Annotated in this window: 23 protein-coding genes and 1 pseudogene; 16 read left to right on the forward strand and 8 right to left on the reverse strand. The window is 62.9% G+C overall.

Annotated elements, in window-relative coordinates; genetic code table 11:
* Positions 1 to 25 precede the first annotated feature (25 nt).
* Genes AB6809_RS13070 through AB6809_RS13080 form a run of 3 tightly spaced genes read right to left on the reverse strand, consistent with a single transcriptional unit; the run spans position 26 to position 3,655 of the window.
* Entirely contained in the window at positions 26 to 811 is a 786-nt protein-coding gene (locus tag AB6809_RS13070) for an enoyl-CoA hydratase/isomerase family protein (protein ID WP_107707607.1), read from the reverse strand.
* Positions 812 to 839: 28 nt separating this feature from the next.
* Positions 840 to 2,447 carry a carboxyl transferase domain-containing protein gene (locus AB6809_RS13075; RefSeq protein ID WP_053859355.1) on the reverse strand — a complete coding sequence of 536 codons (1,608 nt, stop codon included), beginning with the start codon at positions 2,445 to 2,447 and terminating at the stop codon, positions 840 to 842.
* 26 nt (positions 2,448 to 2,473) lie between these two features.
* Positions 2,474 to 3,655, reverse strand: coding sequence for an isovaleryl-CoA dehydrogenase (locus AB6809_RS13080; protein WP_006046556.1), 1,182 nt, complete (start codon positions 3,653 to 3,655; stop codon positions 2,474 to 2,476).
* Between the two features lie 274 nt (positions 3,656 to 3,929).
* Between AB6809_RS13080 and AB6809_RS13085 the strand changes: the two genes are divergently transcribed.
* From AB6809_RS13085 to AB6809_RS13125, 9 genes and pseudogenes are all read left to right on the forward strand, one after another.
* Positions 3,930 to 4,688 (forward strand): TetR/AcrR family transcriptional regulator, encoded by a 759-nt coding sequence (locus AB6809_RS13085; protein WP_029966010.1) that lies wholly within the window; start codon positions 3,930 to 3,932, stop codon positions 4,686 to 4,688.
* Between the two features lie 112 nt (positions 4,689 to 4,800).
* Positions 4,801 to 5,223, forward strand: a complete 423-nt coding sequence (locus AB6809_RS13090; RefSeq protein ID WP_006046554.1) for a MarR family winged helix-turn-helix transcriptional regulator — start codon at positions 4,801 to 4,803, stop codon at positions 5,221 to 5,223.
* 82 nt (positions 5,224 to 5,305) lie between these two features.
* Complete coding sequence (locus AB6809_RS13095) at positions 5,306 to 5,728, forward strand: MarR family winged helix-turn-helix transcriptional regulator (RefSeq protein WP_006046553.1); 423 nt, start codon at positions 5,306 to 5,308, stop codon at positions 5,726 to 5,728.
* An 86-nt stretch (positions 5,729 to 5,814) separates the two neighbouring features.
* Positions 5,815 to 6,915, forward strand: coding sequence for an HlyD family secretion protein (locus AB6809_RS13100; RefSeq protein ID WP_006046552.1), 1,101 nt, complete (start codon positions 5,815 to 5,817; stop codon positions 6,913 to 6,915).
* Positions 6,916 to 6,922: 7 nt separating this feature from the next.
* Positions 6,923 to 8,530: a DHA2 family efflux MFS transporter permease subunit gene (locus tag AB6809_RS13105; RefSeq protein WP_371026805.1), complete on the forward strand. Its 1,608-nt coding sequence runs from the start codon at positions 6,923 to 6,925 to the stop codon at positions 8,528 to 8,530.
* Positions 8,531 to 8,540: 10 nt separating this feature from the next.
* Entirely contained in the window at positions 8,541 to 9,974 is a 1,434-nt protein-coding gene (locus AB6809_RS13110; RefSeq protein WP_371026806.1) for an efflux transporter outer membrane subunit, read from the forward strand.
* 145 nt (positions 9,975 to 10,119) lie between these two features.
* A pseudogene (locus tag AB6809_RS13115) lies at positions 10,120 to 11,266 on the forward strand (NRAMP family divalent metal transporter).
* Positions 11,263 to 11,631: a hypothetical protein gene (locus tag AB6809_RS13120; RefSeq protein WP_371026807.1), complete on the forward strand. Its 369-nt coding sequence runs from the start codon at positions 11,263 to 11,265 to the stop codon at positions 11,629 to 11,631. The pseudogene AB6809_RS13115 and the gene AB6809_RS13120 overlap by 4 nt, the downstream one beginning before the upstream one ends.
* Complete coding sequence (locus tag AB6809_RS13125; protein ID WP_310400825.1) at positions 11,628 to 11,960, forward strand: hypothetical protein; 333 nt, start codon at positions 11,628 to 11,630, stop codon at positions 11,958 to 11,960. The genes AB6809_RS13120 and AB6809_RS13125 overlap by 4 nt, the downstream gene beginning before the upstream one ends.
* A 67-nt stretch (positions 11,961 to 12,027) precedes the next feature.
* Here AB6809_RS13125 and AB6809_RS13130 read toward each other — a convergent pair whose 3' ends face one another.
* Positions 12,028 to 12,933, reverse strand: coding sequence for a LysR family transcriptional regulator (locus tag AB6809_RS13130; RefSeq protein ID WP_006046546.1), 906 nt, complete (start codon positions 12,931 to 12,933; stop codon positions 12,028 to 12,030).
* A 146-nt stretch (positions 12,934 to 13,079) separates the two neighbouring features.
* Here AB6809_RS13130 and AB6809_RS13135 point away from each other — a divergent pair, with 146 nt between their 5' ends.
* Genes AB6809_RS13135 through AB6809_RS13145 form a run of 3 tightly spaced genes read left to right on the forward strand, consistent with a single transcriptional unit; the run spans position 13,080 to position 16,918 of the window.
* Positions 13,080 to 14,528, forward strand: coding sequence for a M20 family metallopeptidase (locus tag AB6809_RS13135; RefSeq protein WP_371026837.1), 1,449 nt, complete (start codon positions 13,080 to 13,082; stop codon positions 14,526 to 14,528).
* Positions 14,525 to 15,817: an MFS transporter gene (locus AB6809_RS13140; RefSeq protein WP_053859361.1), complete on the forward strand. Its 1,293-nt coding sequence runs from the start codon at positions 14,525 to 14,527 to the stop codon at positions 15,815 to 15,817. The genes AB6809_RS13135 and AB6809_RS13140 overlap by 4 nt, the downstream gene beginning before the upstream one ends.
* A 42-nt stretch (positions 15,818 to 15,859) precedes the next feature.
* On the forward strand, positions 15,860 to 16,918 hold the full coding sequence (locus tag AB6809_RS13145; protein ID WP_371026808.1) for a serine hydrolase domain-containing protein: 1,059 nt from the start codon (positions 15,860 to 15,862) through the stop codon (positions 16,916 to 16,918).
* 66 nt (positions 16,919 to 16,984) lie between these two features.
* On the opposite strand, the gene AB6809_RS13150 is transcribed toward AB6809_RS13145, so the two are convergent.
* The 3 genes from AB6809_RS13150 to AB6809_RS13160 all read right to left on the reverse strand — a co-directional run bounded on the left by AB6809_RS13150 (position 16,985) and on the right by AB6809_RS13160 (position 20,570).
* Complete coding sequence (locus AB6809_RS13150; protein WP_006052123.1) at positions 16,985 to 17,776, reverse strand: SDR family NAD(P)-dependent oxidoreductase; 792 nt, start codon at positions 17,774 to 17,776, stop codon at positions 16,985 to 16,987.
* Between the two features lie 118 nt (positions 17,777 to 17,894).
* The gene (dctA, locus tag AB6809_RS13155) at positions 17,895 to 19,253 is read right to left on the reverse strand and encodes a C4-dicarboxylate transporter DctA (RefSeq protein WP_029966029.1); all 1,359 of its coding nucleotides are present in this window, start codon (positions 19,251 to 19,253) and stop codon (positions 17,895 to 17,897) included.
* 150 nt (positions 19,254 to 19,403) lie between these two features.
* Positions 19,404 to 20,570, reverse strand: a complete 1,167-nt coding sequence (locus tag AB6809_RS13160) for a mandelate racemase/muconate lactonizing enzyme family protein (protein ID WP_371026809.1) — start codon at positions 20,568 to 20,570, stop codon at positions 19,404 to 19,406.
* 119 nt (positions 20,571 to 20,689) lie between these two features.
* On the opposite strand from AB6809_RS13160, the gene AB6809_RS13165 reads away from it, so the two are divergent.
* On the forward strand, positions 20,690 to 21,652 hold the full coding sequence (locus tag AB6809_RS13165; protein ID WP_107707530.1) for a LysR family transcriptional regulator: 963 nt from the start codon (positions 20,690 to 20,692) through the stop codon (positions 21,650 to 21,652).
* Between the two features lie 28 nt (positions 21,653 to 21,680).
* Here the strand turns inward: AB6809_RS13165 and AB6809_RS13170 are convergent, their stop codons facing one another.
* Complete coding sequence (locus AB6809_RS13170; RefSeq protein ID WP_053859365.1) at positions 21,681 to 23,012, reverse strand: MFS transporter; 1,332 nt, start codon at positions 23,010 to 23,012, stop codon at positions 21,681 to 21,683.
* Positions 23,013 to 23,372: 360 nt separating this feature from the next.
* Here AB6809_RS13170 and AB6809_RS13175 point away from each other — a divergent pair, with 360 nt between their 5' ends.
* Genes AB6809_RS13175 through dctA (AB6809_RS13185) form a run of 3 tightly spaced genes read left to right on the forward strand, consistent with a single transcriptional unit; the run spans position 23,373 to position 26,514 of the window.
* The gene (locus AB6809_RS13175) at positions 23,373 to 24,308 is read left to right on the forward strand and encodes a helix-turn-helix transcriptional regulator (RefSeq protein WP_371026810.1); all 936 of its coding nucleotides are present in this window, start codon (positions 23,373 to 23,375) and stop codon (positions 24,306 to 24,308) included.
* Positions 24,287 to 25,216: a LysR family transcriptional regulator gene (locus AB6809_RS13180; protein ID WP_107707533.1), complete on the forward strand. Its 930-nt coding sequence runs from the start codon at positions 24,287 to 24,289 to the stop codon at positions 25,214 to 25,216. Before AB6809_RS13175 ends, AB6809_RS13180 begins: the two co-directional genes overlap by 22 nt.
* Positions 25,213 to 26,514, forward strand: coding sequence for a C4-dicarboxylate transporter DctA (dctA, locus tag AB6809_RS13185; RefSeq protein WP_371026811.1), 1,302 nt, complete (start codon positions 25,213 to 25,215; stop codon positions 26,512 to 26,514). The genes AB6809_RS13180 and dctA (AB6809_RS13185) overlap by 4 nt, the downstream gene beginning before the upstream one ends.
* Positions 26,515 to 26,517: the final 3 nt, after the last annotated feature.

Below are 26,517 nucleotides of genomic sequence, written 5' to 3' on the forward strand. Positions count from 1 at the left end.
CCGCGCAATGTCGGTGAGCCGCACGTCAGTCGCGCCAGGCGGGCGTACGCTTTTCGAGGAACGACGCGACGCCTTCGCGGCCTTCCGCACCGGCTCGCGTGCGAGCGATGCGCGCCGCCGTGTCTTCGATCAATGCATCGTTCAGCTCGCGGCCGGCCATGTCCTGCACGAGTTGCTTGCAGGCGCGCACCGCTTCTGGACCGTTGGCGCAGAGCGTTTGCGCGATCTGCTGCACGGTGGCGTCGAGTTGCTCCGCGCTGACCGCTTCGCTCACGAGCCCGAGGCGCAGCGCGGTCGCGCAGTCGAACTGCTCGGCGGTGATGAAGTAGCGCCGCGACGCCTGCTCGCCCAACGCGCGTATCACGTACGGCGCGATGGTCGCCGGAATCAGGCCGAGACGCGCCTCAGAAAGACAGAAGCGCGCGCTTTCCACCGCGACCACGATGTCGCACGCGGACAAGAGGCCCATGCCGCCCGCGTAGGCGTCGCCGTTCACGCGCGCGATCACCGGCTTGTTGCAGCGATAGATGGACGACAGCATGCTGGCGAGCAACATTGCGTCGGCGCGGTTCTCGTCGTGCGAGTAGCCGGCCATCTTCTTCATCCAGTTCAGATCGGCGCCCGCGCAGAACGCCTTGCCGTTCGCGGCGAGCACGACTGCGCGCACATCGTCGCGTGTGTTCAGCGCGGTGAAGGCCGACGTGATGTCGGCGATCATCGTTTCGTTGAACGCATTGCGCACGTCAGGACGATTCAGCGTGACGGTCGCGACGTGTCCGGCGATCTCGACATTCAGCGTTTCATAGTGCATCGTGGCGGCTCCCATGCGTCGCGCTCTGTCACATCCGGAACACGCCGAAGCGTGTGTCTTCGATCGGCGCATTCATCGCCGCCGACAAACCGAGGCCGAGCACGTCGCGCGTTTGCGCCGGGTCGATCACGCCGTCGTCCCACAGGCGCGCGCTGGCATAGTACGGGTGCCCCTGATGCTCGTACTGCTCGCGAATCGGCTGTTTGAAGGCTTCTTCTTCGTCGGCGCTCCATGAACCGCCGCGGCTTTCGATGCCGTCGCGCCTGACCGTGGCAAGCACCGACGCGGCCTGTTCGCCGCCCATCACCGAAATGCGCGCGTTCGGCCACATCCACAAGAAGCGCGGCGAATACGCGCGTCCGCACATGCCGTAATTGCCCGCGCCGAACGATCCGCCGATGATCACCGTGAACTTCGGCACCTTCGCCGTGGCAACGGCCGTCACCATCTTCGCGCCGTTACGCGCGATGCCTTCGTTCTCGTACTTGCGGCCCACCATGAAACCCGTGATGTTCTGCAGAAACACGAGCGGAATCTTGCGCTGGCAGCATAGTTCGATGAAGTGCGCGCCCTTGAGCGCGGACTCCGAAAACAGAATGCCGTTGTTTGCAATGATGCCGACCGGATGCCCCCAGACATGCGCGAAGCCGCACACAAGCGTCGTGCCGTAGCGCGCCTTGAATTCGTCGAATGCCGAGTCGTCGACGATGCGCGCGATCACCTCGCGAATGTCGAACGGCTTGCGCGTGTCGACGGGAATCACGCCGTACATGCTCTTCACGTCGTAGCGCGGCGGCTTCGGTTCCTGCAACGCGACCGGCACATGCTTCGTACGATTCAGATTGCCGACGATGCTGCGCGCAATCGCCAGTGCATGCGCGTCGTTCTGCGCGAGATGATCGACCACGCCGGAAAGACGCGTATGCACGTCGCCGCCGCCGAGGTCTTCCGCGCTCACCACTTCGCCGGTTGCCGCCTTGACGAGCGGCGGACCGCCGAGAAAAATCGTGCCCTGGTTCTTCACGATGATCGACTCGTCGCTCATGGCCGGCACATACGCGCCGCCCGCGGTGCACGAGCCCATCACCACGGCGATCTGCGGAATGCCCGCAGCGGACAGATTCGCCTGGTTGTAGAAGATGCGGCCGAAGTGGTCGCGGTCGGGAAACACGTCGTCCTGATTCGGCAGATTCGCGCCGCCCGAGTCGACCAGATACACGCACGGCAAGCGGTTTTCCGCGGCGATTTCCTGCGCGCGCACGTGCTTCTTCACGGTGACCGGATAGTAGGTGCCGCCCTTGACCGTCGCATCGTTGCAGACGATCACGCACTCGTGGCCCGCAATTCGCCCAATGCCGGTGATGACGCCCGCGCCCGGCGCGTCGTCGTTATACATGCCGTAAGCCGCGAGTTGCGAGAACTCGAGAAACGGCGTGCCCGGATCGAGCAGCTTTTCGATGCGCTCGCGCGGCAGCAGTTTGCCGCGGCCCGTGTGCTTTTCGCGCGCGGCCTGGCCGCCGCCCAGCGCGAGCTTCTCGACCTTCGCGCGAAGATCGTCGACCAGCGCCTCGAGCGCGGCCGCGTTGGCGCGAAAGTCGTCGGAGCGCGGATTCAGCTTGGATTCGATGATCGGCATCGCGTCGTTCTCCTCGTTGGCCCGGCTTACATCGTTTCCGCAAACAGCTCGCGGCCGATCAGCATGCGACGGATCTCGCTCGTGCCCGCGCCGATCTCATAGAGCTTCGCATCGCGCCACAGACGTCCAACCGGATACTCGTTGATATAGCCATTGCCGCCGAGAATCTGGATCGCTTCGCCGGCCATCCACGTGGCTTTTTCCGCGGTATAGAGAATCACGCCCGCGCAGTCCTTGCGAACCTGGCGCACGTGTTCCGTGCCGAGCGTATCGAGTTGACGGCCCACCGCGTACAGATACGCGCGGCACGCCTGCAACGTGGTGTAGAGATCGGCGACCTTGCCCTGAATCAACTGGAATTCGCCGATCGACTGGCCGAACTGCTTGCGGTCGTGGATATACGGCACGACCGCGTCCATCACCGCGACCATGATGCCGGTCGGGCCGCCCGCGAGCACGGCGCGCTCGTAGTCGAGGCCGCTCATCAGCACCTTCACGCCGCCGTTCAGTTGACCCAGAATGTTTTCTTCGGGCACTTCGACGTCCTGAAACACGAGTTCGCCCGTATGCGAGCCGCGCATGCCGAGCTTGTCGAGCTTCTGCGCAACCGAAAAACCCTTCATGCCTTTTTCGACGATAAACGCGGTAATGCCGCGCGAATTCGCTTCGACGTCGGTCTTTGCATACACAACCAACGTGTCGCAATCGGGGCCGTTGGTGATCCACATCTTCGTGCCGTTCAGCACGTAGTGATCGCCTTTCTTGTCGGCGCGCATCTTCATGCTCACGACGTCCGAGCCCGCATTCGGCTCGCTCATCGCGAGCGCGCCGACATGCTCGCCGGAGACGAGCTTCGGCAAGTACTTCTGCTTTTGCGCGTCGGTGCCGTTGCGATGAATCTGGTTCACGCACAGATTCGAATGCGCGCCGTATGAAAGACCGACCGACGCCGACGCGCGCGAGATCTCTTCCATCGCGACCATATGCGCGGTGTAGCCCATGTTCGCGCCGCCGTATTCCTCCGAGACCGTCATGCCGAGCACACCGAGATCGCCGAATTTGCGCCACAGGTCCATCGGAAACTGATCGGTGCGATCGATCTCGCCGGCACGCGGCGCGATTTCTTTCGCAGCGAACCCGGCAATGCTGTCGCGCAGCATTTCGATTTCTTCGCCGAGTGGGAATTGCAAACCGGGCAGGTTGCTCATTGCTGTGTCTCCAGAGTTCATTGGCGGCCGGCGAGCGTTGCCGGCGAATTCGGGCTGGCCTCGTCTGCGGCCCTATGCGGAATCGCATCTTCCGATCTTTAAGGCGCGACGTTCAACGCGCATTTCACGCCAGATTTACGTAAGCGTCAATAGGTATTTTTGAGTGTCACTCAGAAAACAGGTTGACCCGGTTCATTGGCTTGCCGCTTGTGATAGCATCGAATCGACCGGGTTTTCCATACGAAGCTCGCCGATAAATTTGACCTCGACTCATATGACGGTTGCTATCAAGCCCGAACTGCCCGCGTCCCGTCGCCAGCCGGCCGGGCGCAAGTCGCAGCAGCGCGTGAAGGAAATCCTTCAGGCGGGCCGCGACGTGTTCTCCGAAAAGGGCTATGAACGCGCGACAACCGCGGAGATCGCTCAGCGGCTAGGCGTTTCGGAGGCCACCGTGTTCAGCTATTTCCGCGGCAAGCGCGAGTTGTGCGCGCGGGTGATCGGCGACTGGTACGACGAAATCATCGGCGCAATCGAATCCGGACTGCCGCGTGACGGCACCGTGCGTCAGCAGTTCGCGTTCATCGTGCGCACGCATTTGCGGCTGATGCTCGTGAACGGCACCGACCTCTGCGCGCTCGTGCTCTCGGAAGGCCGCGCGCGGCATCATGAATTGAGCGAAGCGCTGACCGAATTGCAGCGCCGCTACACCGCACCGTTGATGCGCGTCCTGGCGCAAGGCCAGGAAAGCGGCCAGATTCGCGCGGACATGCCGTTGCGTTTATTACGCTCGATGGTGTTCGGCCCGATGGAACACGTGTTGTGGGACGCGACGCTGGCGAAGCGGCATACCGACATCGAAGCCACCGCGGATCAGTTGATCGACGTGCTGTGGGCCGCGTTGACGCCGCCCGATCCCGCGGTGAATGCATTGCAGCAGTTCCGCGCGGAAGTGGCGGAAGCCAACCGGCGTTTCGACGAAGCCACGCGTGAAACGGCCGCGCGCGCTACGAACCCGGCGGCGAGTAGCGAGTAGCGCCTCCAAGCCGCCATCGGCACCGCTGTTGTAGTTCCAGCAATGCAGCGTTTCAACGCATCGACCGTTGATCCGCTTGACAGTGTGCTTATACACACATAGAGTGCCACCCATGAACCGCCCTATCTCCTACGACGAATGCAACTGTTTTGCGCTGCGCCAGGCGGCACGTCATGTCACGCAAATCTATGAGCGCCATCTCGGCCGCGTGGGCTTGACGGCTGCCCAGTTCACGATTCTCGCCAAGCTTGCCCGCACGCCCAATTTGCCGATATTGGACCTGGCGGACGCCATGGTGATGGAGCGCACCACGCTCCTGCGCGCGATGAAGCCCTTGCAGCGCGACGGACTGGTGGTGGCCGAATCGGCGGAACACGACGGCCGCACGTTTCTGTTCAGCCTGACGGAGCAAGGCGAAGCCATGTTCGATCAGGCCGCCATTGCGTGGCGCGCCGCGCAGGACGAATTCGAACAGAAGTTCGGCCGTGCGCGCGCCAAAATTCTTCGTACCGAACTCTTTAGCATCACCGACTAATTAGCGACTCGCCTGCTCGTTCAAACAGCGATCAGCTCGCCCTTAAATGTGCATATGCACTAACTGATAAGGAAACGCGGAAATGCAAGAACTGTTCGACGACGATTGCTTCGCAATCCGCCAGGCCGCGCGCTATGTCTCGCAAATATACGACCGGCACCTCGCTCATGTTGGGCTCACGATTACGCAGTTTTCGCTGCTGGGAAGGCTTAGACGCACTGGCGCGATGACCATGAAGCAAATGGCCGAAGCCATGCGCATGGAACGCACGACCCTCGTTCGCACCGTTCAGCCGCTGCGCCGCAACGGCCTCGTGTCGAGCGACGCACTCGGCGCCGACGCGCGCGCGCTGACCGTCACGATCACGCGAGCGGGCGAAGAACGTCTGAAGGCGGGCGGTCAACATTGGCAGGCCGCGCAAGCCGAATTCGAGCATCGTTTCGGCGAACGGCGCGCGGCCGCATTGCGCGGCGAACTGTTTGCCGTCACGCACGATTCCAACTGAAGTCGCGGACACAGCGACATGCGGCTCGCGCGATCCACGGGCCGCTTTTTTTCAACGTAAAGAGTGCATACACACAGGCCGACAACATGTCCACTACTCCATCGACTATCGCCCCGCCGAGCGCGGCGCAGACCGCGAGACCGGCACGGCGCATTCCGTGGATGCTGCTCGCGATCATCACCGTGCTTGCCGTGCTCGCGCTTGCGGTCTCGTACTGGTTCTTCGTCGGCCGCTTCTACGAGACAACGGACGATGCTTACGTGGGTGGCGACGTCACCGTGATGGCGCCGAAGGTCAACGGCTTCGTGACGAACGTGCTCGTGCGCGACAACCAGTTCGTCCACGCGAACGACGTGCTGATCCAGCTCGATGCGCGCGATTACGACGCGCGGCTCGCGCAAGCCAGAGCGGAAGTGCGGAGCGCGCAAGCCGCAGTGATCGAACTGCAGGCGAAGAAATCGTTGCAGCTCGCCACCATCAACCAGCAGGCCGCCGAAGCGCGCGCGTCCGGCGCCGAATTGACGCGCAGCGCCGCGGATCAGACGCGCTACCGCGAACTCGTGAAGGACGATGCGGTGTCGAATCAAGTCGTCGAACGCGCGGATGCCGATCTCGTCAAGGCACGCGCGGCGGTCGATCGCAGCGCGGCCGCGTTGACCGCGGCGCAACGCCAGATTGCCGTGCTCGATGCGCAGATCGGCGACGCGGAGGCGCGCATCGCGACAGCGCAAGCCGCCGAGCGCGTGGCGGCGCTGAACGTGGAGTACACGACCATTCGTGCGCCGATCGACGGCTATATCGGCAATCGCACCGCGCGTGTCGGCGTGCTGGCGAGCGCGGGTGTGCCGCTCTTGACCGTGGTGCCGTCGGGCGGATTGTGGATCGACGCGAACTTCAAGGAAGACCAGTTGAAGAAGATGCGCGTGGGCGACAGCGTCGACGTCGATCTCGACGCCTTCAGCACGCCCATCCACGGCGTGGTGGAAAGTCTCGCGCCGGCCACCGGCGCGACGTTCAGCGTGCTGCCCGCGGAAAACGCCACCGGCAACTTCACGAAGATCGTGCAGCGCGTGCCGGTGCGGGTGCATCTTACTGTGCCGAAGAACATGGAGGGCGCGTTGCGTCCGGGCCTGTCGGCCACGGTGAAAGTGCATGTCGATAGCGGCAAGACGCCGGCGCGCGGCTGAGCCCATCATGACGCAAGCTCTCGCCAACTCCGCCGGCCCTGCCACGCCCGCCGCCCCCGCCAATCCCGCCGACCTGCCGACGCGAATCAAAGTCCTGGCCTTCACGCTGATGTGCGTCGGCTTTTTCATGGCAACGCTCGACATCCAGATCGTTGCGTCGTCGCTGAAGGACATCGGCGGCGGCTTGTCCGCGAGTCAGGACGAACTGTCGTGGGTGCAGACGTCGTATCTGATCGCCGAAATCGTGGTGATTCCCATGTCCGGCTGGCTCACGCGTGTGTTTTCCACGCGCTGGGTGTTCGCGTTTTCCGCGCTCGGCTTCACGATTGCGAGCATGTTGTGCGGCCTCGCGTGGGACATCAACTCGATGATCCTGTTTCGCGGCCTGCAAGGCGCGCTCGGCGCCGCGATGATTCCGACCGTGTTCACCACGGCGTTCGTGCTGTTTCCCGGCAAGCAGCGGCTGATTGCATCGACCACGATCAGCGCGCTCGCCACGCTCGCGCCGACCATCGGCCCGGTGATCGGCGGCTGGATTACGTCGCAATGGTCGTGGCACTGGCTGTTCTATCTGAACCTGGTGCCGGGTGTCGCCGTCGCGCTGCTGGTGCCGAAATATGTGCACTTCGACGACGCCGACCTGTCGCTGCTGAAGAAGGGAGATTACTTCGGCATCCTTTTGATGTCAGGCTTTCTGGCCTGCCTCGAATACGTGCTAGAGGAAGGGCCGCGCAAGAACTGGTTCGGCGACGACGTGATCGTGACGTGTACGTGGATCACGGCGATTTGCGGCTTTCTGTTCATCGTGCATGCGTTCACCGCCAAAGAGCCGATCGTCGATCTGCGCGCGTTGGCCATCCGCAACTTCGGCATCGGCAGTCTGCTGTCGTTCATTACCGGCATCGGCATTTTCTGCGCGGTGTTTCTGACGCCCGTGTTCCTGTCGCGTGTGCGTGGTTTCGATTCGCTGCAGATTGGCGTGGCCTTGCTATCGGTCGGCTGTTTTCAGTTGGCCGCGATGGTGGTGTACTCGGTGGTCGCGCGCTTCGTCGACATGCGGATTCTGCTGGTGATCGGTCTCCTGCTGTTCGGCCTCGGCTGTTATCTGTATGTGCCGTTGACCAGTCAATGGGGCTGGCGTGAGTTGCTGATCCCGCAGGCGTTACGCGGCATCGGCCAGCAGTTCTGTATTCCGCCGATTGTGACGATGGCGCTCGGTTCGTTGCCGATGTCGAGGCTTCGTTCCGCTAGCGGCCTCTTTAATCTGATGCGCAACCTCGGCGGCGCGATCGGCATTGCGGTGAGCAGCACGATGCTGAACGACCGCCTGAACCTGCACTACGAGCGGCTCGACGAACATCTGAACGCGGGGCGCCCGGTCGTCCAATCGGTGTTGCAACAGCAGACCGCGCATTTCGCGGCAGTCGGCGGCAACGCGTTGAACGCGGCCAACGCCGGACTCGCGCAACTGCACGCGCTGCTGATGCGCGAAGCGCTCGTGCTCACGTTCTCCGACACTTTCTTCGCGTTGTCGCTGTGTTTCGTGGTCGGGCTGTTGAGCGTGCTGTTATCGCGGCCGTTCGGCAATGCGGCGCCGCCGCCCGATGCCCATTAAGGAATTCGACATGAAACCGAACTTTGTCAAAGTACTGGCGAGCGCCGCGTTGCTGACGCTCGCGGCGTGCGCGGTGCAACCGGAAAAGCATGCGGATTTGCCGCTCACCGTGAAGACCGTCGCGCCCGCCGCGTGGAATGTCGATGCGCCGCAGGACGCCGTGAGCGCCAACGCATGGTGGGCCCAATTCGGCGACCCCGTCATGCATCAACTGGTCGAATCCGCGTTGACCGGCAACCTCGATGTGCAGGCGGCAGTGGAGCGCGTCAGGCAGGCGCAAGACCTGGCGAAGCAGAATCGCGCGGCGCTGCTGCCTGAACTCAACGCGAGCGCCACCGCGTCGAACTCGCGCCAAAACACGCCGCCGCCCCTCGGCTATGTGCGCCAGGCCGGCGTCGGCTTGACGGCGAGCTGGACGCCCGACGTGTTCGGCGGCGAACGTCTCGCGGTGCTGGCTGCTCAGGCGCAGGTCTCGGGACGGCAGTCGGCATTGAACGAAGTGCGCCTCGCGCTCGCGGCGAATACCGCCGCAGCCTATATCGATCTGCGCTGGGCGCAAGCGCAGTTGCAGATTCTCAGCGACAACGAGACGATCCGCGCCCGCGCGCTGAAGCTCACGCAACAGCGCCTGCGCTACGGGCTGTCGACGCAACTCGACGTGGCGCGCGCGCAGAATCAGCTTGAGGATTTGCGGGCGCAGATTCCGCGCGTGCAATCGGCGGTGCAGCATCAATTGAGTTTGACCGCGGTGTATTCGGGGCGCACGCCGGAGAGCGTCGATACGCTGGTGCTCGCGAGCGCACGCGAGATTCCGGTGCCCACGCAAAGCGCGCCGCAGACGTTGCCATCAGAAGCGTTGTTGCAGCGGCCGGACGTACGCACCGCCTACGCGACGGTCGAGCAGCGCGCCGCGGAAGTCGGCGTGTCGAAAGCGCAGCGCTATCCGCAGTTCCGCCTCAATCTCGCCGACGGCCTGCTGGCCTCCTCTTACCTCGGCTTGCCGACGCTCACCGACAACCTGTTCAGTGCCGCGTTGAACGCGACGAGTCCGATTTTCAACGCGGGCCGCATCACCGCGAATATCGATGCGAGCGAAAGCCGCATGCGCGAATCGCAGCTCGCATTGCAGCAGACCATGCTGCAAGCGCTGAAGGAGATCGAGGACAACCGCAGCGATCTGGTCAACGGCGCAGTGCAGGTGCAGCGCCTTGGCGGTGCGCTGGATGCGTCGAACCAGGCGCTGCGTTTATCGAGCGAACTGTATAAGGGCGGCGCGTCGAGCTTCCTGGATGTGCTCGCCGCGCAGGAGGCGTATCTGCGTGACGCGGAGTCGTTGAACCAGGCGAAACGCGAGCATGCGCTTTCGGCCGTCTCGTTGTATCGGTCGCTTGGCGGCGGCTGGGATGTGCATGACGCCGTCGCGACCGTGTCGGCAAACAACTGATCGACCGATGCTTTTGCCTACGTAAAGTCATCACCCCGGGAACAAATCATGCTGCACGACGGCTGAGTTCCTGCCGGGCCGGGTGATGAAAAAACTGCTCGAAATCTGCCTCGGCGTCGTGACGGGCGTCGGCGGCTTTCTGGAGATGGGCTCGCTGGCGACAGCCGTACAAGGCGGTGCCGCGTTTCGCTTTCAGCCCGGCTGGGCCATCCTCGTCGGCACCGTGTGCCTCGTCTTTCTCACCGAGATGGCGGGCCGTTTCTCCGCGGTGAGCCGGCATACGATCGCCGACGGCATTCGCGACCGCTTCGGCGTGAAGTTCTTCCTGTTGCCGCTCATCGCGGTCGTCCTCGTCAACGCGCTGGTTATGTCGGCGGAAATCGGCGGCGTCAGCGTCGCGCTCGAGATGGCGACCGGCATCAAGCATCCGTGGTGGGCGTTTCCCGTTGCATTGCTTGCGTGGTGTGTCTTGTGGCGCAGCACATTCGGCGTGATCGAAAAAGGAACCTCGCTGCTCGGCCTCGTCACATTGAGCTTTGTGGCCGCGGCTATCGTGGCATCAGGTGGCACGCGGTCTCGTGCCCAGCGCGCCGCATCACGATCCCGCGAACTACTGGTTCACGGTGGTCAGCATTCTCGGTGCGTCGATCACGCCTTCGCTGTACCTGTTCTATTCGTCAGGCGCTATCGAGGATCACTGGGACCGCGGCTATCTCGGCGCGAATCGAGCGATTGCCGGTTTGGGCATGGCCTTCGGCGGCGGGATTTCACTGGCTGTTCTGATTGCGGCGGCCGTCGTTTTTCCGGCGCACGGCATCACGCGGGTCGACGATTATCAGCAGTTGCCGCTGACGCTCGTCGCGGTGTTCGGCTTCTGGGGTTTCGTGCTGTTCATCGCGTCGCTCGCTTTCGCGTGCTTCGGCGCGACGCTGGAAATGGCGCTTGAGCAGGCGTACTTCGTCGCACAGGGATTCGGCTGGAACTGGGGCAAAGATCGCAAGCCGCGCGACGACCCAGGGTTCAGCCTCGTGTACACCTGCGCGCTCGCAATCAGCGCGATCCCGATTGCCGCGGGTGCCGATCCGCTGAAACTGACGGTATTCTCGATGGCGCTGAGCGCGTTTAGCCTGCCGCTCACGGTCGTTCCGTTTCTCGTGCTGATGAACGACGAGAGTTATGTCGGACGTCATCGCAACGGCGCATTTTCCAATGCTGTCGTCACCGCGATCGTCGCGCTGAGCTTCGTGCTGGCAATCGTCACGCTGCCGCTGCAGATAGCCGGAGGCACATGATGGATCTCGTGCGAGACATACTCGACAAACAACTGGTGGATCGGCACGGCGCGAAGATGGGCCGCGTCGATGGAATCGTCGTTGAGCTGCGCCACGGCCGGCCGCCCGAGGTGATTGCGCTCGAGACCGGCCCGATAACCATAGGGCGACGCATCGGCAAGCGTGCCGCGGCCTGGGTCACGCGTCTCATGATCCGTATCGGCGGCCCACAGAACGGCGAGCCGTACCGCATTCCATGGAATCGCGTGCGCCGCATCGAGATCGATATCGGCGTGGACGCCGACGTGGCCGATACGCCGCTTGGCAGGCGGCAGAACTGGTTGCGCGAACATATTGTCGGACGCATTCCGGGGGCTCGGCGATGACGCAACTCAACATCGAACTTGTGCTCGGTCGCGAAGTGCGCTCTCGCGATGGCAAGCGACTCGGACACATAGAAGCAATCCATCTCGCACGCGACGGAGACTCGCTATTCATCAGCGAATTCCACATCGGCCCCGATGCGTTGCTTGAGCGTCTCGCGGTGGGATTATTGCCGCAGTGGCTGCGTGAAGTGGTCCATCGCAGGAATCAGTCGCGCCGCCATCGGCTTGCGTGGGACCAGATGGACCTTAGTGATCCGCGACATCCGCGGCTGATTTGCGACGAAGCTCAACTCAGGAAGCACGCGCACACAGATGACGCCCAGGCGTGAAGCCATGTTGTGCTGAAGTGTCCGAAGGAACGTCACGTCAACTCGACGAGGCATCGAACGGCGCAAGTCAGTCGACCAGTTGCGGGTCGTCAATCGCTCCCGTCAGCAACTGAAGAAACGCCTGCATCGCGACCGGCAACGATCGGCCTGCCATCGTCTGAATCTGAAGCGTGCGTTGATGCAATGCAGGGTTGCGAATCGGCAGCGCGGCGAGGCCGTCCGCGGCGAGCCGGCTGCGCACCGTCAGCAGTCCGGTCAGCGTCACCGCATCCGTTTGGCGCACGAAGCTTTGCAGCGCCGGATGATAGTTGCTCACGAACACGGGATCGAACACGAGCCCTTCGAGGCTGCATGCAATGTCGAATAGCTGGCGGATCGTCACGCCCGTGTTGTTGATCGCGAACGGCCACTGCAGAAGGTCCGCGAGCGTCACGGAGTCCTGCTTGCAAAGAGGATGATCGCGCCGGAGAAGCGCAAAGATCGGCGCGCGCTGCGAGTACACCACGTTGATGTCCTTCTCGGGCGCGATGCTGAAGCACACGGCGATGTCGGCGGTGCCTTCGCGCACGCGCTGCGTCGCGGCCGACGGCGCCGCGACGTCGAGCTGGAAATGCGTCGCCGGATGCGTCTTCAGAAAGCGCGCGAACACCTGCGGCAAGAAATGCGGCGCGACGCCTTCGGAACTCGCGACGCGAATCGTCGCGCGTCCGCCGTTGGTCAGCCCGCGAATTTCCTCGGTCACGCGCTCGGCGTCGAGCAGGCTGCGCTGCGCGTGTTCGGCCAGCAAACGCCCGGCATCGCTCAATACCATGCCGCGCGGACGCCGCTCGAAAAGCGCCGCGCCCACCTCTTCCTCAAGCTTCGCGATCTGCCTGCTCAGTGCGGACACGGCCACGTACAGCCGCGTCGATGCCTGGCTGAGCGAACCGCTGCGAGCCACCTCCAGAAAATAACGCAGTGCGGTGTTGTCCATATCGGTCGAGCTGCCCTTTGCCGTTTCGGCAACGATCGGTGCCAAATATTGTAATTGTCCACAAATATCGTCCACGCCAGGATTGCAGATAACGCCTTATCAACCGTTAGCGCCGCGGCGCGTCATTGCGCCATTGGAGAACCATGTTGACACGCGACACCGCCATCCACCAGGCGACGGATCAGTACGACTCCGGCCGTTTTCTCGACGACCTGCAGCGCCGCGTCGCGCTTCGCACGGAAAGCCAGGAAGCCGACAGCGGCGCGCGCCTGCACGCTTATCTGAGCGACGAAATCACGCCGACGCTGACGCAAATGGGCTTCACCTGCCGCATCGTCGACAATCCCGCTGCGGGCGCCGGGCCGTTTCTGGTGGGGCACCGCCACGAGGGCGACGGCTTGCCGACCGTGCTGACCTACGGCCACGGCGACGTGGTGCGCGGCTACGACGCGCAGTGGCGCGAGGGTCTGGGACCGTGGCGCGTGACGGTCGAGGGCGAGCGCTGGTACGGCCGCGGCACCGCTGACAACAAGGGCCAGCACAGCATCAACCTGGCGGCGCTGCAAGCGGTGCTCCGCGCGCGCGGCGGCAAGCTCGGCTTCAATCTGAAAGTGCTGTTCGAAACCGGCGAGGAAGTGGGTTCGCCGGGCCTGCACGCGGTCTGCGCGCAGTTGCGCGACGAACTCGCCGCCGACGTGCTGATCGCCTCGGACGGCCCTCGCCTCGCCGCGCAACGTCCGACGATTTTCCTCGGCTCCCGCGGCCTCGTGAATTTCCGCCTCGACGTCAAGCTGCGCGACGGCGGCCATCATTCGGGCAACTGGGGCGGCTTGCTGCGCAACCCCGCGGTCGTGCTCTCGAACGCGATTGCGTCGATGGTCGACGCGAACGGCCGCATCCTCGTTGAAGGCTTGCGCCCGCCGCCCGTGCCCGACGCGGTTCGCCAGGCGCTCGCCGACATCGCTGTAGGCGGCAATCCAGGCGAGCCGGAAGTCGATGCCGACTACGGCGAGCCTGGCCTCACGCCGACTGAGCGCGTGTTCGGCTGGAACAATCTCGAGGTGCTCGCATTCCGTACGGGTAATCCCGAGAAGCCGGTCAATGCGATTCCGCCGCACGCGTTCGCGTACATGCAGATCCGCTTCGTGGTCGGCACCGATTGGGAAAACCTCGAACAAATCCTGCGGCGGCATCTCGACGAGAACGGCTTCAGCATGGTGGATATCGATGTCGAACGCGGCATGCCCGCAACGCGCGTCGATCCTCTCGATCCGTGGGTGCAGTGGGCGTTGCGCTCGCTGCGGCAAACGACCGGCGTCGAGCCCGTGCTGCTGCCGAATCTCGGCGGCACCTTGCCCAACGACGCGTTCGCCGACGTACTCGGCATGCCCACGCTGTGGATTCCGCATTCGTATCCGGGCTGCTCGCAACATGCGCCCGACGAGCATCTGCTCGGTCCGGTGGTGCGGGAAGGACTCGGCATCATGGCGGGGCTTTTCTGGGACCTCGGCGCGCAGGATGCCGACGCGCCTCATCGCGCGAAAGCGAGTGCATCGCAACTTCCACGAAACGTTGCACAAGGACAACCGTCATGAGCACCGATACCGCCACCGCAGCCGGCACGATCGCGGCGCCTGCATCGAACGCGCACCTGTCGCGTCTGATCCTCGCGACGTCCATCGGCAACGCGCTCGAGTTTTACGACCTCGTCGTGTACGGTTACTTCGCGACGGTTTTATCGCGGCTGTTCTTTCCGGCTCACGACAAAACCGTGTCGCTTCTGCTGACGCTCGGCACCTTCGCGCTGTCGTATCTGGCGCGGCCTGTGGGCGCGCTCGTGCTCGGCTCGTTCAGCGACCGCAAGGGCCGCAAGGCATCGCTGACGCTCTCCATCGCGTTGATGACGCTCGGCACCGGGCTCGTCGCGCTGATGCCGCCGTATGCGGCGATCGGCGTGCTCGCGCCGATCGGCATCTTCGCGTCACGGCTTCTGCAAGGCTTTTCGGCCGGCGGCGAGTTCGGCAGTTCGACGGCGTTTCTGATCGAGCATGCGCCGCAGCGCAAAGGCTTCATGGCAAGCTGGCAGTTCTCAAGCCAGGGCGCAAGCACGCTGCTCGCGTCCGCGTTCGGCGCCGTGCTGACAAGTACGCTGACACAGGATCAACTCGAAGGCTGGGGTTGGCGCATTCCGTTTTTATTCGGGATGCTAATCGGTCCGGTCGGCCTCTATATCCGTCGACGCATCGACGAAACGCCGGAATTTGAGCGGGCTGAAAAAGCCGCCTCGCCCGTGCGTGAACTGCTGGCCACGCAGAAGTCGCGCGTGCTCGTGTCGATCGGCGCGCTCGTGCTGACCACCACGGCCAACTACATGCTGCTTTACATGCCGACGTATGCGTCGCGTCAACTGGGCCTCGCGCCGTGGGCGGGTTTCGTCGCGACCTTGCTGGCCGGCTTCATCATGATGGTGCTCACGCCGATAGTCGGCCATTGGTCCGACAAGGTGGGCCGCACGCGCATCATGCTCGGCGCCGGCGTGCTGTTCCTCGTCACCGTCTATCCGGCCTTCATGCTGATGAACGCGCATCCGTCGCTCGTGACGCTGCTCGCCGCCGTCGTGTGGGTCGCGCTGCTCAAGGCCACCTACTTCGCGCCGATTCCCGCGCTAATGTCGGAGCTGTTCCCGACCCGCACGCGCACGACCGGCATGGCGCTCGGCTACAACATCGGCACCACCGTATTCGGCGGCTTTACGCCGCTCGCCGTGGCGGCGCTGATCGCGGCAACCGGCAACAATCTCGCGCCGGGTCTTTATCTGATGCTCGCGGCTGTCATCAGCCTCGGCACACTCGTCTGGGCGCGTGCGCGGCTGAACGCGCGCTGATCGTCCAATCACGCTGAACCCGTTAATAGCAGGAAATCTGGAATGCAAGAAGATTTGCAACGAGCCGTGCAGTTTGCAGTTGAACATGAGTCGCTGTGGGATCGTCACGTCGACGGTGCGTGGGGTGTGCATGTGAACGATCCGCCGCCGTGGAATCGCTTGCTCGGCCCCGTACACGATCGCGGGCCGGTGTCGGGCGCGATCGCCGTCGACGGCCGTGTGCTGACCACCTGGGGCGAACCCGATCGCGCGGACCTGACCTTCAGCGTCGCGAAGATGTACCTCGCGTTGCTCGCAGGCGTCACGCACGATCGCGGCTTGCTGCCCGATGTGGACGAGCCCGTGCGTCTGCGCGTGCCCAACATCGGTTTCGACGACGAGCACAACGCAGCCGTCACATGGGCGCATTTGCTTCAGCAAACCAGCGAGTGGCAAGGCACGTATTTCGGTTTGTCCGACCAGGCCGATCACTATCGCGCTGTTAACTTCGCCGCACCGCCGATTGGCAAGAAGGGCGACTTGCGTCCGTTGCAGCGTCCCGGCACGTACTGGGAATACAACGATGTGCGGATCAACCAGTTGTCGCTCGCGCTGCTTCATCTGTTTCGTCGACCGTTGCCCGAGGTCTTTCGCGAAGCCATCATGCGCCCTGCCGGCGCCAGCGAAAACTGGCAATGGGTCGGCTATGACAACGCATGGGTCGAGATAGACGGACGGCGCATGCAATCGGTGCCGGGCGGCACGCACTGGGGCGGCGGCATGTCGGTGAGCGCGAACGATCAACTCAAGGTCGCGCAGATGCTGCTCGACGAAGGCGTCGCGAACGGCCGCCGCGTGCTGTCGCGCGAATGGATCGCGCGCATGCGCACGCCTTGCGCGATCGCGCCGTTCTACGGCTATCTCGTGTGGCTCAATACCGGCCGCAAGGTGTTCCCGAGCGTGCCGGCATCGAGCTATTTCGGCGTCGGCGCGGGCAGTTCTTTTACGTGGATCGAACCCGAGCGACGCATGACCGTTGTGGTCCGCTGGTTGAATCCGGCCGCCGCCAACGAGTTCTTTGGACTGGTGCTCGATGCGGTCGATGCCGTCCACAGCGCGTGACATGTTCCGCCGCGAATCGCGAAGTCGAAGTGCGGAGAGGCCGGCGCAGTGCCGGCCATCTGTCGTCTAGAACGCGCTCTTGATGACGCCCCCATCGGCGCGCAACGAAGCGCCGGTCGTGGCCGACGCAAGCGGACTGGCGATATACGCGACGAGGGACGCGATTTCCTGCGGCGAACCGAATCGCTTGATGAGCGATGTGGGACGCACCTTCTCGAAGAACTCCTTCTCGAATGCTTCGAACGATTTGCCGTCGGCCTTCGCGAGCGTCTCCACGAATTCGCCCACGCCGCGCGATTTGGTCGGCCCCGGCAGCACGCTGTTGACTGTAATCCCGGTGCCCGCGACGGCTTCGGCCAGCCCGCGCGAGACCGCGAGCTGCGCGGTTTTCGTTACGCCGTAGTGGATCATTTCGGCGGGAATCTGCACGCCGCTTTCGCTCGAAATGAAAATAATGCGCCCCCAGTTCGCCTGCTTCATCGCGGGCAGATACAGGCGGGCAAGGCGTACGCCGCTCAGCACGTTGACGTCGAAGAAACGCTGCCAGTCTGCGTCGGGAATCTCTTCAAACGGCTTCGGCTCGAAGATGCCCAGGTTATTGACCAGAATTTCGACAGCGGGATAGCGGCGCGCGAGTTCGTCGGCTGCGGCGGCCGTACTCAGGTCGCCCGCGAATCCAAGCACGTCGCCGCCGGTGTCCGCTTTCAGTTGAGCGACCACTTCATCCACCGACGACTGCGAGCGGCCATTGACGATCACACGAGCGCCTTCCTGCGCCAATGTGCTGGCGATCGCGAGGCCGATGCCGGCCGTGCTTCCGCTAACCAGCGCGAGTTTGCCTTTCAGGTTCAGGTCCATCAGCAATTTTCCTTTTCCGTGGATGAAATAGAAATGACGGCATCCGGTGTTGAACAACCGGATGCCGTCATGCTGATATTGACATACTCGCTATCTATTCGCGCTCGCCTCCACTAATTCAATGCGCGTTCGAACCAACCGGCGCTTCGCTCGCAGACGCTGGTTCCGCGGCCGGATGCCCGGCCGGCCGCAAGTCTTCGATCTCGTCGATGTTCTCCCGATTCAGCACCACACGCGCCCTGTCCATATCGAGCTGCCCTTCCCAACGCGCGACCACGACAGTAGCAACGCCATTGCCGATCAGGTTCGTAACCGCACGCGCCTCGTTGAGAAAGCGGTCGACACCGAGCAGTAATACGAGCCCTTCGACGGGAATCTTGTGCATCGACGCAAGCGTAGCCGCCAACGCAACGAATCCCGCTCCGGCGACGCCCGCCGATCCTTTTGACGTCAGCAAAAGCACGGCGAGTACGAGCAACTGGTCCCAGATCGACAGATGAATGTTCATGGCCTGCGCGATGAACAACGCCGCCATCGTGAGGTAAATTGCAGTGCCATCTGCATTGAACGTGTAGCCGGTCGGCAGCACCATGCCGACTACCGGACGCGAGCATCCCATCTTCTCCATCTTGATCAGCATTTGCGGCAATACGGCTTCCGTCGACGCCGTGCCAAGCGTAATCAGAATTTCGTCCTTGATATAGCGAAGGAACTTCCAGAGCGAAAGTCCGCATAGCCGCATCACGAAGCCAAGCACGACAACGACAAAGAAAATCGACGTCAGATACAGGCAAAGCATCAGTTCGCCGAACGACGCCAGCGTGCCGATACCGTACTTTGCGATCGTGAACGCCATGCCGCCGAACGCGCCGATCGGTGCAACGTACATGACGATCCGCACCACCCCGAACATGCCCTGCAAGAACATGTCGAGCATGTCGACAAACGGCGCGGTCCGTGGACCGAGCTTGGCAAGCGAGATGGCGAGCAGGACAGAGAAGAAAATGATCGGCAGCATTTCGCCGTTTGCGAATGCCCCGACAATGCTGTTCGGAACAATGCTCATGAAGAATTCGAGCATGCCGTGTTGCTTCGCCGCGTGCGTGTAAGTCGCGATTGCCGCGCCGTCGATATGCGACGGATCGACGTTCATTCCGCTACCCGGCTTGATGACATTGACGACCACCATTCCGATCAAGAGCGCAATCGTCGATGCAACTTCAAAGTAAACAACGGCCTTCACGCCGACTCGCCCCGCTTCATGAAGATCGTTCATGCGCGCAATGCCGACCACGACAGAGGCAAAGATGATCGGTGCAAGCAGCATCCGGATCAGCTTGATGAAGAGATCGCCCAATGGCTTGAGTTGCGAGCCAATGTCCGGATAGAAGTGCCCCACCAGGATACCGGCGACGATGCCGATGAGAACCTGCACGTAGAGCTTCGAGACGATTTTCCTGCCTTTCGATACCAGCATGTCTGTCTCCTGTGACTGGCGTCTTCTGGAAAGAGGACGTGCGGCCACAGCGGAGCAATCCGCCCTGGCGACCACGGCTCGCTTTCGCCTTCGTTGTATTTTTTATGTGTGCACCGACGGGCGCCGCCGGTGCATTTTTACTGCGAGGTTTTATACGGACAGCTTGCGCATTTCGGCGATCAGATCCGACTTGCCTTCAAAGCCAATGCCTGGCAAGTCCGGCATCGTGATGTAGCCGTTATCGACCTTGACGCCATCGGGGAAGCCGCCATACGGCTGGAACAGGTCCGGATACGACTCGTTTCCGCCGAGGCCGAGTCCAGCCGCGATGTTCAGCGACATCTGATGGCCGCCGTGGGGAATGCAGCGGCTCGGCGACCAGCCGTGCTGACGCAGCATGTCGAGCGTGCGCAGGTATTCGACGAGGCCATAGCTCAACGCGCAGTCGAACTGCAGCCAGTCGCGGTCGGGACGCATGCCGCCGTAGCGGATCAGGTTGCGGGCATCCTGCATCGAGAACAGGTCTTCGCCGGTTGCCATCGGGTTGTCGTAATAGTTGCGCAGCGTGGCTTGCAATTCGAAGTCGAGCGGATCGCCCGGTTCCTCGTACCAGAACAGGTCGTATTGCGAGAGCGCCTTCGCGTACTGAATCGCGGTATCGAGATCAAAGCGGCCGTTCGCGTCGACGGCGAGTTTCTGGCCGTCTTGCAGCACGCTGAGAATCGAGTCGATGCGGCGCAGGTCTTCATCGAGCGACGCGCCGCCAATCTTCTTCTTCACGACCGTATAGCCGCGGTCGATATAGCTGCGCATCTCGTCTTTCAGCTTCTCGTGATCCTGACCGGGGTAGTAATAGCCGCCCGCCGCATACACGAAGATCTTGCGATCCGGCTGGCCATTGCCATAACGGTCCGCGAGCAACTGGAACAGCGGCTTGCCTTCGATCTTCGCCACTGCATCCCAGATCGCCATGTCGATGGTGCCGATTGCAACCGAGCGCTCGCCATGACCGCCGGGCTTTTCATTGGTGAACATGGTCGCCCAGATCTTGTGCGGATCGAGGTTGTCGCCTGCATCGTTGACGAGAGAGGCAGGGTCCGCTTCGAGAATGCGCGGAATGAAGCGCTCGCGCATCAGCTTGCCCTGGCCGTAGCGGCCGTTCGAGTTGAAGCCGTACCCGACCACCGGCTTGCCGTCGCGGATCACATCCGTGATGACGGCGACGAGACTCAGCGTCATCTTGCTGAAGTCGATATAGGCGTTGCGGATCGGGGAACTGATCGGAACGGTATTTTCGCGGATTTCAACGATTCTCACGGCACAGTCTCCAGAGTTTTGGCAGAGGGTTGCGATACGTCGATTGCAATATGTGACGTAGCTTAATCGCCGGAAACGCTGCTAAACTGCACTTCGATTCATTTCATTTTTCACATTCGGTGAATACTGCCACCCAACCCGCCACCGACTTCGAGTTTTTCATTCTGCTTGCGAAACTGCGGAGCTTGTCCGGTGCGGCGCGAGCGCTCGATCTGTCGCCGCCCGCCGCGACGAAGCGACTCGGCGTGATCGAGCAGCGCCTCGGCGTGCGCCTCGTGAATCGAACCACACGAAGCGTGAGTCTCACGCCCGAAGGCGAAACGTATCTGCGATATGCGTCGCAAATCGTCGGGCAAGTGCGCGAGATGGAAGAGGCGATTTCAGGAGCGAAGCGCGACCCGCAAGGTCTTTTGCGCATCAACGCGACGCTCGGTTTTGGCCGCACGACGATTGCGCCGCTCGTCTCGGAGTTCGCGAAGCGCTTTCCGGCCGTCGAAGTTCAGTTCGAAGTAACGGACCGTCCCGTCGATCTGGTCGAAGGCGCGTTCGATATGGCGATCCGGTTCGGCGAACTACCGGACAGCCGGCTCAGCGCGCGGCGCATCATGAGCAACCGCCGCTTTCTCTGCGCATCGCCGAAGTACCTGGAGAAGTACGGCACGCCCGAGCGCGTTGAAGATCTCGCCGAACACCGCTGCATCATCCATCGGCAAAACGACGATGCGTACGGCGTCTGGCGCTATATCGTCAACGACCATATCGAGGCGATCAAGGTAAAAGGCGCGCTGTCCAGCAACGACGGCGACATCGTGCTTCGCTGGGCATTGGACGGACACGGAATCCTGATCCGCTCCGAATGGGATCTGGCCAAGTACGTGCAGAGCGGACGACTCAATCTCGTGCTGCCCAACACGGTGCTTCCATCGGCCGATCTGTTTGTCTATTACCCGCGGCAGAAGAACCAGACGGTTCGCGCGCGCGCCTTCATCGACTTTTTGGTCAGCCGGTTTCAGGCGCCGTTCACGCCGGTCGAGACAGGCGTTCAACCGCGCGAACGGAATAAACGAAACGCGCGCAAATGATGGCCACGTGCCTAGTGCCCTGAGCCACTCACGCCGTCGCTTGCTCTACTGCGGCCACGCTCTGTCTGTTTTTATCCATGAACAGCACGGCTATCGTGGCAATCACGGCCGGCGCCGCAATGGCGACGAAGTTCAGCTTCAGCGGCAACGCCATTTCCATCAGAATGCCGATGATGATCGGCGCGAGAATTGCCCCGCTTCGTCCAAACCCCGATGCCCAGCCGATTCCCGTCGACCGGATCGCCAGCGGATAAAACTGCCCCGCATATGCGTAAGTGAGAATCTGCGTACCGATCGTCGACGCACCCGCGAGTCCAACCACGAAGAACAGCACCGGCGTCGGCATCTTGAACCCGAGCAACGTGATCGACACGGCGGCGAGCGCATACATGCAAGCCAGCACATGCTTGATGTTGAAGCGATCCGCGAGCCACCCGCCGCCGATCGCGCCGATCATCGCGCCGAGGTTCAGCACGAGCACGAACGTCAATGCCGAGCCGAGCGTGTAGCCGGCGCTCGCCATCAATTTCGCGAGCCACGAACTCAGCGCGTAGACCATGAAGAGGCACATGAAGAAGGCGATCCACAGCATGACGGTGCCGAACGCGCGTCCATCCTGGAACAGCTTGCCGATCGGCGTGGCGCGCGCCGTGCCGCCATCGGACAAAACGAAGCGGTCGCCTTCCTGCGGAACGTAATCGGGCACGAGACGCGCGGCGATGGAGCGCAACGCGTCGGTGCGGCCCGTGCGAAGCAGGAACGCCATCGACTCCGGCATCATTCGCAATACGAACGGAATCAGCAGAACCGGCAGACCCGCGGCGATGAACACGGACTGCCAGCCGAAGCGCTCGATCAAGCCTTTGCCCAGCAGCGCCGCCAGCATGCCGCCGACCGAATAGCCGCTGAACATCAACGTCACCATCGTGCTGCGGATTTTGCGCGGCGAGTACTCGGACATTTGCGCGACCACGTTGGGCATCACGCCGCCGATACCCAATCCGGCGACGAAGCGAAACGCGCCGAACGTCACCGGGTCCCTGGCGAAGCCGGCCGCCGCGGTAAACACGCTGAACAGCAAGACGCAAGCAGCGATTGTCCAGCGCCGGCCGATACGATCCGCGATCGTGCCGAAGATCACCGCGCCGAACATCATCCCGAACAACGCGGTGCTGACCATGAAGCCGGCGCTGGTCGCCTTGATGCCCATCTCCTTCATGATCGACGGCAACGCGATGCCCGCGACCGCCAGATCGTAGCCGTCGAAGATGATCACCAGCGTGCACATGGCGAGCACGATTGCATGTAGACGCGTAAAGCGCGCGTCGTCGCCAAGCTTGTGAATGTCGATGTGCCGCATGTTGGTTCTCCTTGAACCGGCTTGAACGAGGCGCACGCGCACGGCGTGCCAGGAACAGGTGTAGCTGGCGGCCTGATTGGGATTGCCGCTCGTGTAAGTGCCCTTGGCGGGATACAGGCGCGGCTGTATTGCAGTTCGTTAGTTCGATGCACGCGGCGGCAGCGTTAGTCGCATCGCCAAACCCCGCCCGTCCCGAGTGAATGCACTATAGAGCACATTTAACATGCACCATAATGCTCGTTAACACTAGCGCAGCGCGTTGCATCGGGTCGATAAGGGCTCGCGGAGGGCCGCTCCGTCGACGGCCGCCGGGCGGCGATATACTCGGCTACTTCAGCCGTCCGCCTTCGTGGGAATCGAATGAATTCATCGCCGACCGACGCGGCCGCCGACGCAGCGCCCAAAGAGCCCGTGCTCGTCGCACTGGGTGAGCGCGTCCGTCTTTTGCGCGCGCGGCAAGGCATGACGCGGCGCGATCTGGCTCATCAGTCCAACGTGTCCGAACGTCATCTGGCCAATCTGGAGATGGGCAGCGGCAACGCGTCCCTGCTCGTGCTCGCGCAACTCGCGCAAACGCTGGGCTGCTCAGTCGCGGCGCTCGTCGGCGATCCGTTGAGTTGCTCGGCCGAAGGCGAGCAGATCCTGGAGTTGTTGCGCGATCAGCCACCGGCTGCGTTGCAGCACGCGCTCGAAACACTCAGGCAGTCGCTCGCCGCCCGTTCCGCCGACCCTGGCCGCTATCGGCGCATTGCATTGATCGGCTTGCGAGGCGCCGGCAAATCGACGCTCGGCAAAATGCTGGCCGATGCAATGGGCTTGCCGTTTATCGAACTCACGCGCGAGATCGAGCGGATTGCGGGCTGCAAGCCGTCGGAGGTTCATGCGCTGTATGGCGCGACCGCCTATCGGCGTTATGAGTTCAGAGCCCTCGAAGAAGTCCTGAAGCGCGAAGCGGAAGCGGTCATCGCGTCGCCGGGTGGACTGGTATCGGAGACGCGCACGTTCAATCTGCTTCTGTCGCGCTGCTTCACCGTCTGGTTGCGCGCGACGCCCGAGGACCACATGCAGCGTGTGATCGACCAAGGCGATCTGCGGCCGATGGCAGGCCGAAGCGAAGCAATGGACGACCTGCGCCGCATCCTCGCGGGCCGCTCCGAACTCTATGCACGCGCGGACGTTGCTTACGACACCAGCGGCAAGACCTTGAAGCAGGCTTATCGAGGATTGCGCGAGCTGGTGACGGCGAGCGTCGAATCAAATACGGGGGATGGCTCTTGGGCGTCAACTTTGACCTGAACGATTTGCAGGCGTTTCGAGCCGTCGTGGAGTTGGGCAGTTTCCGCAAGGCAGCGGAGGCGGTCAATATCTCGCAGCCGGCGCTGAGCCGGCGCATCGAGAAACTCGAAGCGGCGCTCGGCGTGCGGCTGTTCGAGCGGACCACGCGCAGCGTGACGCTGACCACCGTCGGCCGCGTGTTCGCGCCGAGCGCGGAACAGCTTCTCGACGATCTCGACGTCGCCTTGCTCGGCATCCGCGACGTTTCCAGCAGCCGCCTTGGTCATGTGACCATCGCCTGCGTGCCGTCAGTTGCGTACTATTTCCTGCCGAGCGTCGTTGCCGCCTATCACGCCCGCTATCCGCGGATCCGCGTCAAGCTGCTCGATTCGAGCGCCAACGAAGTGCTCGGCTCGGTCATCAGCGGCGAAGCCGACTTCGGCGTCAGCTTCATGGGCAGCCAGGAGCCGGAGGTGGAGTTCAAGGTTCTGCTGCAGGAAAGGTTCGTCGCGGCATGCCGGCGCGATCATCCACTGGCCCGCAAGACGCGCGTGTCATGGAGCGAGCTTTACGAACACGAATACGTTTCCGTCGACAAGACATCCGGCAATCGCCTGCTGCTAGATCAGGCGTTGACCAGCGTGGCGCCGCCCGTGCCGAGCGTCTGCGAGACGCGCCATGTGACCACCCTGCTCGGCCTGATCGAAGCGGGACTCGGTGTGGCCGCGGTGCCTTCGATGGCGATGCCGATGCGCGATCATCCAATCTTGACCAGCGTGCCGCTCGTCGATCCGGTCGTGACGAGGCGCGTCGGCATTCTCAAACGCCGCGGCCGCCCGCTTGCGCCGGCCGCGCAACAGTTCCATCAGATGATTCTCGAGGCCAGGCGCAGCAGCACGGCGCGCGCGGCGAAGAAGACTTCGAAATGATGCTCGCCAGGCCATTGCGGCTGCTTTACGTCCAGGTGCTGCTTGGCATGGCGCTCGGCATGACCGTCGGCCATGTGTGGCCGCAGATCGGCGCATCGCTCAAACCGCTCAGCGATGCGTTCGTCGCGCTGGTACGCATGATGATCGCGCCGATCGTCTTCTGCACGATCGTCACCGGCATTACTTCGCTGGCGAGCGGCTCGAAGATCGGCCGGACCATCCTGAAGGCGCTGGCGCTCTTCTACTGTCTCACCATCGTCGCGCTCGTTCTCGGGCTCGCCACCGCGTTCGCGCTGCATCCGGGCGCGGGAATGCACATCGACGCGCATCATCTCGACACGGCCATCCTCGCGCACTATTCGGCGCGCACCGAGTCGCACGGACTCGTCGAATTCGCGCTGCACGTGATTCCGCAGACGCTTGTCGGCGCATTCGAGAAAGGCGAAGTGCTGCCGGTCCTGCTGCTCGCCCTTCTGTTCGGCTTTGCATTGAACGCGAGCCCAACAGCCGGGCGGCGGGTGCAGGAAATGATCGACAGTGTCGCGGACGTGCTCTTCCGCATCCTCGCGATGATCATGCGGCTTGCGCCCGCCGGCGCGTTCGGCGCGATGGCATTCACGGTCGGCCGCTTCGGCATTCGTTCGATCGGCTCGCTCGGCATGCTGATGCTGTCGTTCTACGTGGCGTGTCTGCTGTTCGTGATCTGCGTGCTCGGTCCGCTCGCGCGGCTGCATGGCTTCTCGCTGTGGCGGCTGCTGCGCTACATTCGCGAGGAACTCGTGATCGTGCTCGCGACGTCGTCGACGGAACCGGTGTTGCCGCGCCTCATCGTCAAGCTCGAAGCGCTCGGCTGCGACAAGGGCATCGTGGGTCTCGTGCTGCCTGCGGGCTACTCGTTCAACCTGGACGGCACGGCGATCTACCTGACGCTTGCCTCGATGTTCATCGCTCAAGCCTGCGATGTCCCGCTCTCCGGCGGCCAGATCGCGACGATGCTCGCCGTCATGCTGCTGACGTCGAAGGGCGCGGCGGGCGTATCGGGCAGCGGGCTCGTCGCGCTCGTCGCGACGCTCGCCGTCATTCCAGACTTGCCGCTTGCGGGCGTCGCGCTGCTGGTGGGAATCGATCGCTTCATGTCCGAAGCGCGCGCGCTGACGAGTGTGATCAGCAACGCGTGCGCGGTGATCTTCGTATCGATGTGGGAGCGTGCCTGCGACCGGACGCGTCTGAGAGAAGCATTGAGCCTCGCGCACGCGCCGGAAGAAGCATTCGATCAGCCCGCCGACCTGCCGGACTGAGTG

Source organism: Paraburkholderia sp. RCC_158 (genome assembly GCF_041355255.1).
In the GTDB taxonomy this organism is placed as follows: Bacteria; Pseudomonadota; Gammaproteobacteria; order Burkholderiales; family Burkholderiaceae; genus Paraburkholderia; species Paraburkholderia graminis.

Excerpts from the sequence above, each read along its gene's own strand:
- AB6809_RS13140 (WP_053859361.1), top strand. The coding sequence starts at position 14,525 with ATGAGCACCGATACCGCCACCGCAGCCGGCACGATCGCGGCGCCTGCA.
- AB6809_RS13130 (WP_006046546.1), bottom strand. The coding sequence starts at position 12,933 with ATGGACAACACCGCACTGCGTTATTTTCTGGAGGTGGCTCGCAGCGGT.
- AB6809_RS13080 (WP_006046556.1), bottom strand. The coding sequence starts at position 3,655 with ATGAGCAACCTGCCCGGTTTGCAATTCCCACTCGGCGAAGAAATCGAA.
- dctA (WP_371026811.1), top strand. The coding sequence starts at position 25,213 with ATGATGCTCGCCAGGCCATTGCGGCTGCTTTACGTCCAGGTGCTGCTT.
- AB6809_RS13070 (WP_107707607.1), bottom strand. The coding sequence starts at position 811 with ATGCACTATGAAACGCTGAATGTCGAGATCGCCGGACACGTCGCGACC.
- AB6809_RS13150 (WP_006052123.1), bottom strand. The coding sequence starts at position 17,776 with ATGGACCTGAACCTGAAAGGCAAACTCGCGCTGGTTAGCGGAAGCACG.
- AB6809_RS13090 (WP_006046554.1), top strand. The coding sequence starts at position 4,801 with ATGAACCGCCCTATCTCCTACGACGAATGCAACTGTTTTGCGCTGCGC.
- AB6809_RS13175 (WP_371026810.1), top strand. The coding sequence starts at position 23,373 with ATGAATTCATCGCCGACCGACGCGGCCGCCGACGCAGCGCCCAAAGAG.
- AB6809_RS13145 (WP_371026808.1), top strand. The coding sequence starts at position 15,860 with ATGCAAGAAGATTTGCAACGAGCCGTGCAGTTTGCAGTTGAACATGAG.
- dctA (WP_029966029.1), bottom strand. The coding sequence starts at position 19,253 with ATGCTGGTATCGAAAGGCAGGAAAATCGTCTCGAAGCTCTACGTGCAG.
- AB6809_RS13125 (WP_310400825.1), top strand. The coding sequence starts at position 11,628 with ATGACGCAACTCAACATCGAACTTGTGCTCGGTCGCGAAGTGCGCTCT.
- AB6809_RS13170 (WP_053859365.1), bottom strand. The coding sequence starts at position 23,012 with ATGCGGCACATCGACATTCACAAGCTTGGCGACGACGCGCGCTTTACG.
- AB6809_RS13100 (WP_006046552.1), top strand. The coding sequence starts at position 5,815 with ATGTCCACTACTCCATCGACTATCGCCCCGCCGAGCGCGGCGCAGACC.
- AB6809_RS13075 (WP_053859355.1), bottom strand. The coding sequence starts at position 2,447 with ATGCCGATCATCGAATCCAAGCTGAATCCGCGCTCCGACGACTTTCGC.
- AB6809_RS13095 (WP_006046553.1), top strand. The coding sequence starts at position 5,306 with ATGCAAGAACTGTTCGACGACGATTGCTTCGCAATCCGCCAGGCCGCG.
- AB6809_RS13120 (WP_371026807.1), top strand. The coding sequence starts at position 11,263 with ATGATGGATCTCGTGCGAGACATACTCGACAAACAACTGGTGGATCGG.
- AB6809_RS13110 (WP_371026806.1), top strand. The coding sequence starts at position 8,541 with ATGAAACCGAACTTTGTCAAAGTACTGGCGAGCGCCGCGTTGCTGACG.
- AB6809_RS13085 (WP_029966010.1), top strand. The coding sequence starts at position 3,930 with ATGACGGTTGCTATCAAGCCCGAACTGCCCGCGTCCCGTCGCCAGCCG.
- AB6809_RS13105 (WP_371026805.1), top strand. The coding sequence starts at position 6,923 with ATGACGCAAGCTCTCGCCAACTCCGCCGGCCCTGCCACGCCCGCCGCC.